Source organism: Aquabacterium sp., from assembly GCF_044226965.1.
Classification (GTDB): Bacteria; Pseudomonadota; Gammaproteobacteria; order Burkholderiales; family Burkholderiaceae_C; genus Pseudaquabacterium.
The window spans coordinates 18,253-28,706 of record NZ_JBGAGA010000078.1; the positions used below are offsets into that span (position 1 = coordinate 18,253).

At 71.1% G+C, this 10,454-nt stretch carries 9 protein-coding genes and 1 tRNA gene; 7 read left to right on the forward strand and 3 right to left on the reverse strand.

Features of this window, described 5'->3' with window-relative positions:
* The first annotated feature begins 21 nt into the window (after positions 1-21).
* From ACILR4_RS24595 to ACILR4_RS24610, 4 genes are all read left to right on the forward strand, one after another.
* A complete protein-coding gene (locus ACILR4_RS24595) occupies positions 22-951 on the forward strand; it encodes a LysR family transcriptional regulator (RefSeq protein WP_395703534.1) in 930 nt (309 codons plus the stop codon).
* Positions 951-1,751, forward strand: coding sequence for a prolipoprotein diacylglyceryl transferase (gene lgt, locus ACILR4_RS24600; protein ID WP_395703535.1), 801 nt, complete (start codon positions 951-953; stop codon positions 1,749-1,751). Before ACILR4_RS24595 ends, lgt begins: the two co-directional genes overlap by 1 nt.
* 5 nt (positions 1,752-1,756) lie before the next feature.
* Complete coding sequence (gene dnaQ / locus ACILR4_RS24605) at positions 1,757-2,461, forward strand: DNA polymerase III subunit epsilon (protein ID WP_395703536.1); 705 nt, start codon at positions 1,757-1,759, stop codon at positions 2,459-2,461.
* A 40-nt stretch (positions 2,462-2,501) separates the two neighbouring features.
* Positions 2,502-2,576, forward strand: a tRNA-Val gene (locus ACILR4_RS24610).
* 51 nt (positions 2,577-2,627) lie between these two features.
* Here ACILR4_RS24610 and ACILR4_RS24615 read toward each other — a convergent pair.
* Positions 2,628-2,942 (reverse strand): BON domain-containing protein, encoded by a 315-nt coding sequence (locus tag ACILR4_RS24615; protein ID WP_395703537.1) that lies wholly within the window; start codon positions 2,940-2,942, stop codon positions 2,628-2,630.
* A gap of 134 nt (positions 2,943-3,076) precedes the next feature.
* Here ACILR4_RS24615 and fumC point away from each other — a divergent pair, with 134 nt between their 5' ends.
* A complete protein-coding gene (gene fumC / locus ACILR4_RS24620) occupies positions 3,077-4,465 on the forward strand; it encodes a class II fumarate hydratase (RefSeq protein WP_395703538.1) in 1,389 nt (462 codons plus the stop codon).
* A gap of 7 nt (positions 4,466-4,472) precedes the next feature.
* Here the strand turns inward: fumC and ACILR4_RS24625 are convergent, their stop codons facing one another.
* Positions 4,473-4,637: a DUF1328 domain-containing protein gene (locus ACILR4_RS24625; protein ID WP_395703539.1), complete on the reverse strand. Its 165-nt coding sequence runs from the start codon at positions 4,635-4,637 to the stop codon at positions 4,473-4,475.
* Positions 4,638-4,834: 197 nt separating this feature from the next.
* On the opposite strand from ACILR4_RS24625, the gene ACILR4_RS24630 reads away from it, so the two are divergent.
* Both ACILR4_RS24630 and ACILR4_RS24635 read left to right on the forward strand, forming a co-directional pair.
* Complete coding sequence (locus ACILR4_RS24630; RefSeq protein ID WP_395703540.1) at positions 4,835-5,671, forward strand: beta/gamma crystallin-related protein; 837 nt, start codon at positions 4,835-4,837, stop codon at positions 5,669-5,671.
* Positions 5,672-5,769: 98 nt separating this feature from the next.
* Positions 5,770-10,038 (forward strand): PAS domain-containing protein, encoded by a 4,269-nt coding sequence (locus tag ACILR4_RS24635; protein ID WP_395703541.1) that lies wholly within the window; start codon positions 5,770-5,772, stop codon positions 10,036-10,038.
* On the opposite strand, the gene ACILR4_RS24640 is transcribed toward ACILR4_RS24635, so the two are convergent.
* On the reverse strand, positions 10,035-10,454 hold a 420-nt coding region (locus tag ACILR4_RS24640; RefSeq protein ID WP_395703542.1), incomplete at its 5' end, for an isocitrate/isopropylmalate family dehydrogenase. The genes ACILR4_RS24635 and ACILR4_RS24640 overlap by 4 nt on opposite strands.

Sequence of the window (10,454 nt, forward strand, 5' to 3'; positions counted from 1 at the left end):
ACCGATTTGCCGGACGTATCAATGACCGAGCTGCGACAGCTGCGCCAGTTCGTCGTGCTGGCCGAGGAGCTGCACTTCGGCCGAGCCGCCGCACGGCTGCACATCACCCAGCCGCCGCTGACGCTGGCGATCCAGGCACTGGAACGGGCGTTCGGCACGGCGCTCTTCGAGCGCACGCGCCGCTCGGTGCAGCTGACGCCGGCGGGCGCTGCCGTGCTGCCGCATGCGCAGCGCCTGCTGGCGGGGGCCGAGTCGCTGGCGCGCGTCGCGCAGGCGGCGGCGGCCGGCCTCTCGGGGCAGCTGCGGCTGGCCTTCGTCTCGAGCATTGCCTACGGACCGCTGCCGGAATGGCTGCGCAGCTTTCGCCAGGCGCACCCGGAGGTGGCGCTGCAGCTGCGTGAGGCGACGCTGGACGTGCAGCTCGCGGCCTTCGATGCCGACGAGATCGACGCCGGCTTCGTGCTGCATGCGCCGGCCGCCGCGCCGGCCGGTTTCGCCGCCTGGTCGGCGCAACAGGAACCGCTGGTGATGGCGCTGCCCGAATCGCATGCGGCGGCCTCGCCGCGCAGCCTGCGCTTTGCCGCGGTCGCGACCGAGCCGCTGGTGATCTTCCCGCGCGAGATCGCGCCGTCGCTGTACGACGCCGTGCTGTCGGCCTACCGTGCCCAGGGCGCGACGCCACGCATCGCGCAGGAGGCCATCCAGATGCAGACCATCGTCAACCTCGTATCGGCCGGCATGGGCGTGGCCTGGGTGCCCGAGTCGGTGACGCGGCTGCAGCGGCCCGGCGTCGTCTACCGGCGCGTTGGCGGCATGCCGCTGCAGTGCGAGACCAGCCTGCTGTGGCGCGAACCCGCGCTGCCGGTGGTCGAACGCTTCGTCGGCCACGTGCAGGCCCTGCGGCGACAATCCGCCGCCAGGCCTGTGGCGAAGCGAAAGAGAGTGTCCTGATGCTGGTGCATCCGAAGTTCAACCCGATTGCCCTCGATCTGGGCGTGGTGCAGGTGCACTGGTACGGCATCACCTACCTGGTGGCGTTCGCGCTGTTCTACGCGCTGGCGCTGGCGCGCGCAAGGCAACCCTGGAACGCGGCCGCGGGCTGGGGCCGCCGCGAGGTGGAAGACCTGCTGTTCTGGGGCGTTCTCGGGGTCATCCTTGGCGGGCGCATCGGCTATGTGCTGTTCTACAAGCCGCTCTACTACCTGGCCCATCCGGCCGAGATCATCGCGGTCTGGAGCGGCGGCATGTCCTTCCATGGCGGCATGCTGGGCGTGATCGTCGCGATGATCCTGTACGCGCGCCGGCACCAGCGTCCCTGGCTGCAGGTGACCGACCTGATCGCGCCCTGCGTGCCCACCGGGCTGGCCTCGGGGCGGATCGGCAACTTCATCAACGGCGAGCTGTGGGGCCGGCCGGCCGATCCCAGCCTGCCGTGGGCGATGATCTTCCCGCAGGCTAACGACCAAGTGGCGCGGCACCCTTCGCAGCTGTACCAGTTCGGCATGGAAGGGCTGCTGCTGTTCGTGCTGCTATGGCTGTATGCGCGGCAGCCGCGCAAGCTGGGGCAGGTATCCTGGGCCTTCCTGTTCGGCTACGGCGTGTTCCGCTTCACGGCGGAGTACTTCCGCGAGCCGGATGCGCACCTCGGCCTGCTGGCGCTGGGCATGAGCATGGGCCAGTGGCTGTGTGTGCCGATGATCGTGATCGGCGCGGCGATGTGGGCCTGGGCCTCGCGCCGGACAGTACAGTAGCCGCCATGCGCCAGATCTTCCTCGACACCGAGACCACCGGCCTGAACCCCGAGAGCGGCGATCGCATCGTCGAGATCGGCTGCGTCGAGATGGTCAGCCGGCGCCTCAGCGGCAACGACAAGCATTTCTACCTGAACCCGGAGCGCAAGGGCAGCGAAGAGGCGATCAAGATCCACGGCCTGACCGACGAGTTCCTGGCCGACAAGCCGAAGTTCGGCGAGGTCGCGGCGGAGCTGCTGGACTTCCTGCAGGGCGCCGAGGTCATCATCCACAACGCCGCCTTCGACGTCGGTTTTCTCAACGCCGAACTGAAGCGCCTCGGGCGCCAGCCTTTCCATACCGTGGCGGCCAAGGTCACCGACACCTTGTTGATGGCGCGCGAGATGTTCCCCGGCAAGGCCAACTCGCTCGATGCCCTGTGCAAGCGGCTCGAGGTGGACAACGCGCACCGCACCCTGCACGGCGCCTTGCTCGACGCCGGACTGCTGGCCGAGGTCTACATCCGCCTGACCCGCGGCCAGGACTCACTGGTCATTCACCATGAGGAAGACCCCGCCTCGCCGCTGGCCGACCTGGCGCAGGACCTGAGCGGCTTCGAGCTGCCGGTGATCGATGCCACCGAAGAAGAGCTCGCCGCGCACGAGGCGGTGCTGGCCGATCTGGACAAGGCCTGTGGCGGCAAGACGATCTGGCGAAATGCTATGGCATAATGCTCGCTTCGCTGCAGTCCCGCAGCGCACCCGGAATACCGGGCGGTTAGCTCAGCGGTAGAGCACTGCCTTCACACGGCAGGGGTCGCAGGTTCGAACCCTGCACCGCCCACCAAGCACGAACAAACGGCCCCTCGGGGCCGTTTGCATTTCCCGGGTGCCAGCCTCACGGGCGCACTGCGATCTCGTTCTTCACCTGCTTCACGCCGGCCACCTTCCAGGTCAGCTGCTCGGCGGTGGACTTCTCGGTGGCGTTCTTCGCGAAGCCCGAGAGCATCACGGTGCCGTTGAGCGTCTCGACACGGATGCTGGTGGCGTCCACCAGCTTGTTGTCGGCGAAGCGCGCCTTGACCGCCGTGGTGATCGCGGTGTCGTCGATGTAGGCGCCCACGGTTTCCTGGTTGCGCGTCACGGCGCAACCGGAGACGGCGGCCAAGCCCAGGGCGAGCAGCGAAGCGGCGAAAGCGTGTCGGGTGTTCATGCGAATGCTCCTGTTGTGGGACGCCTGCATCGTCGCGCGCGGGCCGCGGCCGGGCCATCGTCCGATGGCGCAAGCGGCTGTGGGGCACCGCCTACACGCGGCTTCGCGTGCTATTCGCGTGCTAGGCTGAGCGCATGAAGACCCGTACCGAAACCGACAGCTTCGGCCCGATCGAGGTGCCGGCCGATGCGCTGTGGGGCGCGCAGACCGCGCGCAGCCTGCACTTCTTCGCCATCGGCGAGCAGCGCATGCCCTTGCCGGTGGTGCATGCGCTGGCCTGGGTGAAATGGGCTGCGGCCCAGGTCAATGCCACGCTGGGCCGGCTGCCGGCCGGGCGCGCGCAGGCCATTGCCGAGGCCGCGCTGCCTGTGACCGCGGGCGAGTTCGATGCCGAGTTCCCGCTCTCGACCTGGCAGACCGGCTCGGGCACGCAGAGCAACATGAACGTGAACGAGGTCGTGGCCCAGCTGGCGACGCGCCAATTGCGTGTTAGCGATGCGCAGGCCGCCCGGGTGCACCCGAACGACGAGGTGAATCTCGGCCAGTCGTCCAACGACGTGTTCCCCACCGCGATGCATGTGGCGGTGGCGCTGCAGGCCGAAGCCGCGCTGCTGCCGGCGCTGGCCGGGCTGCAGGCGGCGCTGGCGGCCAAGGCCGAGGCCTTTGCCGGCATCGTGAAGATCGGCCGCACGCACTGGCAGGACGCCACGCCGGTCACGCTGGGCCAGGAGTTCGGCGGCTATGCCGCGCAGCTGGCGCTGTGCCGTGCGCAGCTGGCGTCGGCGCTGCCGGCGGTGCGGGCGCTGGCCATCGGGGGCACCGCGGTGGGCACCGGCCTCAACACCCACCCCGAGTTCGGCGCGCGTGTGGCCGCGCTGCTGTCGCAGCGCCTGGGCCAGCCCTTCCGCCAGGCCGACAACCTGTTCGCCGCGATGGCCGGGCACGAGGCGCTGGTGGCCTGGCATGGCGGCCTGAAGATGCTGGCGATAGCGCTGACCAAGATCGCTAACGACATCCGGCTGATGGGCAGCGGGCCACGCGCGGGCCTGGGCGAGCTGCAGCTGCCCGAGAACGAGCCCGGCAGCTCCATCATGCCGGGCAAGGTGAACCCGACCCAGGTGGAGGCGTTGACCATGGTCTGCGCCCAGGTGATGGGCCATGACGCGGCGCTGGGCTTTGCCGCCGCGCAAGGCCAGTTCGAGCTGAACGTCTACAAGCCGCTGATCGCCTCCAACGTGCTCGACAGCATGCGCCTGCTGGCCGATGCCATGCGCAGCTTCGCCCGGCATTGCGTGGACGGCATCGTGGTGAACGAGGCGCGCGTGGCCCAGCTGGTGCAGGGTTCCTTGATGCTGGTGACGGCGCTGGCGCCGCACATCGGCTACGACCGCGCCGCGCAGATCGCCAAGCAGGCGCATGCGCAGGGCATCACGCTGCGCGAGGCGGCGCTGGCCTCGGGCGCGGTCGATGCGCAGCAGTTCGACGCATGGGTCGATGCGCGGCGCATGCTGGGTCCGCAGTGAACCCGCTTCAGGAGCGCCGGATCAGCCCGTAGACGAAGCTGACCACGGCCAGGATCACGAAGATGAAGAACAGCATCTTCGCGATGCCGACCGCGCCAGCGGCAATGCCGCCGAAGCCGAACAGCGCGGCGACCAGCGCGATGATGAAGAAGACGACGGCGTAGTGCAGCATGGCGGGCTCCTGGTGGGTGACGGGATCGGGGCCAGTCTGGGCCGCGCTGCGGCGCCTGGCCATCGGCGCATGGCTGTCACGCGTGTAGGCGGGCGCTGCCAGCCGATGCCTACAGCGCCTGGCGGCATCGGCCGCTGGCGGGCGGGCCGGGCGGCCGCGAGACTGGGGTCCTCTTCAAGCCCTGATGGAGGCCTGCGATGACAAGCCCGAAGTTTCTCCCGACCCGCAGACTGGTCCGTGCGGCACTCGCCGTGGCGGCAGCCTTGGCCGCGGCCCAGGCCGGCGCGCAGGTCACGTTCTACGAGCACGACGGATTCCAGGGCCGCGCCTACAGCACCGACCACCGCATCGGCAACCTGGCGCGGGTGGGCTTCAACGACCTGGCCTCTTCGGTGGTGGTGAGCAGCGACCGCTGGGAGGTGTGCGAGGACGCCGGCTTCAGCGGCCGTTGCCGCGTGCTGCGGCCCGGCAGCTACCCGTCGCTGCGCGCGATCGGCCTGAATGACCGGCTGTCCTCGGTGCGCCGCCTGGAACGTGACGAGTACGTGGCCGATGCGCGTTATGCGCCGCTGCCGCCGCCAGTGCGCGAGGACTTCCACCGTCGCCACAACGAGCGCCTGTACCAGGCCGAGGTGACCTCGGTGCGCGCGGTGCTGGCCCAGCCGGAGCGGCGCTGCTGGGTCGAGCGCGAGCAGGTCGGCTCGGTGCGTTCGGACACGGTAGGCGCCGGCATCGCCGGCGCGGTGATCGGCGGGATCCTGGGCCACCAGGTCGGTGGCGGCACGGGGCGCGACCTGGCCACCGTGGGCGGTGCCGTGGCGGGCGCTGCGCTGGGCTCGCGCATCGCGCGCGATGCCCAGGGCCAGCCGGTGGTGCAGGACGTGCGGCGCTGCGAGAGCGTGCCGGCGCAGGCCCGCCCCGAGTATTGGGACGTGACCTACCGCTTCCGTGGCATCGAGCACCATGTGCAGATGACCGTGCCGCCGGGCCCGACGCTCATCGTCAACCGCGACGGCGAGCCACGCGTGGCTTGATGGCGATCAGCCCCGGGAAGTCCCGGGGCTTGCACACGGCGCGGGGCCACAGCACGTTATGCTGAACATTCGCATGGCCCTCGGGGAGTGGCGCGCCGATGAACAGCCTGGACAAGGGTGTCGCGCAGCAGGGGCAGGCCACCCACGCAGGGTGGCCGCCGATGGTGGTGGTGGTCCTGGCCGTCGCGCTGCTGGCGGGCTGGAGCATCCGGCATGAATTCCAGCTCCAGCGCGAGCAGGCGCGCCAGCGCGTGGCCGCGCTGAACGAACTGCGCACCACGCAGGTCGAGGGCTGGATCGCCCGCCATATGGCGCTGGCCGAGTTCCTGGGCGGCAGTGCCGTCTTTGGCGAGCTGTACGGCCGCTGGCGCGACCAGGGCGACGCCGTGGCGGGCGAGCGCCTGCTGTCGCGCGTGGTCGACTTCCGCCAGGCCAACGACAGCGACAGCGCGCTGCTGCTGGACGCCCAGGGCCAGCCGCTGGCCCGCGAGCACGCGCTGGTCGCCGAAGACGAGCCGCTGCTGCGCCGCACGGTGCAGGCCGCGGTGGCCGGCGGCAAGCCGGTGCACAGCGGCCTCTATCGCGTGAAAGACGCGGCCCTGCCGCTGCGCCTGGACATCGCCGTGCCGCTGCTGCAAAGCGGCACGCCGCCGCGCGGCGTGATCGTGCTGCGCATCGACGCGCAGCGCAGCCTGTTCCCGCTGCTGGCCGGCTGGGCCGGTGTCAGTGTCAGCGGCGAATCGGTGCTGTGGCGGCAGGCGGGCGACCAGCTGGTCAGCCTGAGCGCGCTGCGCCACCGGCCCGACAGCGCTTTGCGCTATGCCGAGCCGCTGGCCACGTCCCAGCTGCCGCTGGCACGGCTGCTGCGGCGGCAGGCGCGGCCGGGCGAGTCGATCGAGGCGCAGGACTACCGGGGCGAGCCGGTGCTGGCCACGCTGCGGCCGGTGCAGGGCACCGACTGGTGGCTGGTGTCGAAGATCGACCTGGCGGAGGCCGATGCGCCGGCCTGGCACAGCACCGGCTACATGCTGGCCGCGGTGGTGCTGGCGCTGCTGGGCGTGGGGCTGGCCAGCCGGCTGTGGCGGCAGCGGGGCGTGCTGGCGCGCTCACAGCAGGCGCGCCGCGAGCAGGCCGAGCAGTTGCACGCACTGCGCCTGCTCGAAGCCATCGCCCACAGCTCGAACGACGCGATCTTCGCCAAGGACCTGCAGGGCCGCTACGTGTTCTACAACCGCGCGGCGAGCGAGGAGATCGGCCGCCCGCGCGAGGCAGTGATCGGCCGCACCGACAGCGAACTGTTCCCGCCGGCCCTGGCGCAGCGGCTGGTGCGCAATGACCAGGAGGCGCTGGCGGCCAACAGCACGCAGACCTTCGAGGAGGCCATTCCCAGCCAAGATGGCGAACACATCCACCTGTGCGCCAAGGGGCCCCTGTTCGACGGAGAGGGCCGGCGCATCGGCGTGTTCGGCGTCTCGCGCGACATCACCGAGATGCGGCGTGCCGAGCGCGCGCTGCGCGAGAGCGAGGCCCACTTCCGCACCGTGGTGTCGGTGCTGAACGAGGGCATCCTGGTCTGCGATCCGCAGGGCCACGTGCTGAGCTGCAACCCGGCCGGAGAACGCATCGTCGGCGTGCCGCAGAAGGACTGGCAGGGCCGTTCGGTCATTGCGCCGGGCTGGAGCGTGCTGCGCGACGACGGCAGTGTCGTGCCGCCCGAGGAAACCCCGCCGGGTCGCGTGCTGGCCGGCGGTCCGGCCGAGCATGGCGTGCTGCTGCGGGCCCGCAACCGCGATGGCGCGGTGAACTGGTTCGAGGTCGGCGCCACGCCGGTGCTGAGCCCGGACAGTGGCCAATTGATGGCGGTGGTGACCTCGTTCTCCGAAGTCACGCAGCGCAAGCAGCTCGACGACGAGCTCGCGCTGCACCGTCACCGGCTGCAGGAACTGGTGGCCGAGCGCACGCGCGAGCTGGAGGTCGCCAATGCCGCGCTGCAGGCGGCCGCGCGCTTCAACCAGACCATCACCGACCACCTGCCCGGCCGCGTGGCCTACTGGGATGCCGAGGGCGTGTGCCGCTTTGCGAACCGCAGCTACTTCGAGTGGTTCGGCAAGACGCCCGCGCAGGTGCTGAACCGCACGGTGGCCGAGATCTTCGGCGAGGACTACCTGCACAGCGTGCAGCCGCGCCTGCAGGCCGCCTTGCGCGGCGAGGCGCAGCACTTCGAGCGCGAGACGCTGCGCGACGATGGCCGGCGCTTCGTGCACCAGGTGCACTACATCCCCGACCAGCCCGGCCCCGAGGGTGCGCAGGGCGTGTACGTGATGGCCTTCGACATCACGTTGCTGAAGCACCTGAACACCGAGCTTGAACGCTCGCGCGACCAGGCCGAGGCGGCCAACCGCGCCAAGAGCGCGTTCCTGGCCAACATGAGCCACGAGATCCGCACCCCGATGAACGCGATCATCGGCCTCACCCACCTGATGGCGCGCGACACGCGCGACGCGCTGCAGCGCGAGCGGCTGCTGAAGATCGACAACGCCGCGCAGCATCTGCTCGAGGTCATCAACGCGATCCTCGACCTGTCGAAGATCGAGGCCGGCAAGATGGTGCTGGAAGACACCGAGTTCCCGCTCGACGCGCTGCTGGCCCGCGCGTTCGAGATGGTGGGCGAGCGCGCGCAAGAGAAGGGCGTGGAACTGGTGCTGGACACCGACCACCTGCCGCCGCGCCTGCGCGGCGACCCGACGCGCCTGGCGCAGGCGCTGATCAACCTGCTGAGCAATGCGGTCAAGTTCACGCACCAGGGCTGGGTGCGCCTGCGCTGCGAGCTGCTGGCCGAGGACGCGCGCCGGCTGCAGGTGCGCTTCGAGGTACAGGACACCGGCGAGGGCATTGCACCGGAGCGCCAGGCCGAGCTGTTCAACGCCTTCGAGCAGGCCGACAGCTCGATGACGCGGCGCCACGGCGGCACCGGCCTGGGCCTGGCGCTGACGCGGCGCCTGGCCGACATGATGGGCGGCGAGGTCGGCGTCAGCAGCCAGCCCGGCGTGGGCAGCCGGTTCTGGTTCACCGCCTGGCTCGGCCGCGCGGCCGAGGCCGGCGAGGCGGCCGCACCGATCCCGCTGCGCGGCCTGCGCGCGCTGCTGGTCGACGACCTGCCCGAGGCCCTGCAGGCGCTGGCCGACCAGCTGCAGATGCTGGGCCTGCGGGTCGATGCCTGCGACAGCGGCGGCGCCGCCCTGCGCCGGGTGCAGGACGAGATCGCCGCGGGCAGGCCGTACGACGTGATGCTGATCGACTGGCGCATGCCCCCGCCCGACGGCTTCGACACCCTGCGCCAGCTGCGCCAGCTGCTGGGCGACGGCATGCCGCCGAACATCCTCGTCACCTCGCAGGACGAGCCGGTGATGTGGCGCCAGGCGCGCGAGCTGCCGTGCGATGCGGTGCTGGTGAAGCCGATCACCGCTTCGGCGCTGCACGATGCGCTGGTGCGCGTGCTGCGGCGGCACGGCGCCGTGCCGCAGGCCGAGCCGCCGGCGCCCGGCCAGGGGGAGGAACTGCTGCAGCGCCAGCACCGCGGCCAGCGTGTGCTGCTGGCCGAGGACAACCCGATCAACCAGGAAGTGGCGCACGAGCTGCTGCGCTCGGCCGGGCTGGTGGTGGAGATCGCCGGCGACGGTGCGCGCGCGGTGGAGCTGGCGCTGTCCCGGCCCTACGACCTGATCCTGATGGACCTGCAGATGCCGGAGCTGGACGGCCTGGCCGCTGCGCGCCGCATCCGCGAGCAGGCCGGGCGCGGCACGCCGATCGTCGCGATGACCGCCAATGCCTTCGGCGAGGACCGCGCCGCCTGCCTGGCCGCCGGCATGAACGACCATGTGGCCAAGCCGGTGGATCCCGAGCTGCTGTATGCCACCTTGCTGCGCTGGCTGCCCTTGCGCGACGCGGCACCGGCCGAGGCCCTCGCGGCGCCGGCGGCCGCAGCCCCGGCTGCGCCGCGGCCGCTGCAGGAGCGGCTGGCCGAAGTGGCGGGCTTCGACCTGGTGCGTGCGCTGCGCAACGTGGGCGGGCAGGTGCACACGCTGGAGCGCGTGCTGCAGAGCTTCGTCAAGCGCTACCGGTCCGGGGAGCCGGCGATGCTGCAGCTGGCGGATCCGGCCCAGCGCGAAGCGGCACGCAACGCCACCCATTCGCTGCGCGGCGCCTGCGCCACCATCGGTGCGCATGAGCTGCACCAGGGCCTGCAGGCGCTCGAGCAGACGCTGTTCGGCGGTGGCGACCCGACCGGCCTGCTGCCGCAGGCCCAGGCGCTCAACGATGGGCTGGTGCGGCTCGCGCAGCGCCTGGCCGCTGAACTGGGGCGTTAGCCACCGGCCTGGATGCGGGCCACCAGCGCGCGCGTGAACTCGCTGTTGCTGGCCTTGCCGCCGAGGTCGCCGGTGCGCACCTGGTCGAGGTTGAGCGTCTGGTCGACCGCTCGGCGCAGGCGGTCGCCCAGGTCCTGGCGCTTCACGTGGTCGAGCATCAGCGCCGCGGCCAGCAGCAGCGCGGTGGGGTTGGCCTTGCCCTGGCCCGCGATGTCCGGTGCCGAGCCGTGCACGGCTTCGAAGATGGCCGCATCGGCGCCGATGTTGGCGCCCGGCGCCATGCCCAGCCCGCCCACCAGCCCCGCCACCAGGTCGGACAGGATGTCGCCGAACAGGTTGGTCGTGACCAGCACGTCGAACTGCCAGGGGTTCAGCACCAGCTTCATCGCGCAGGCGTCGACGATGATGGTGTCCAT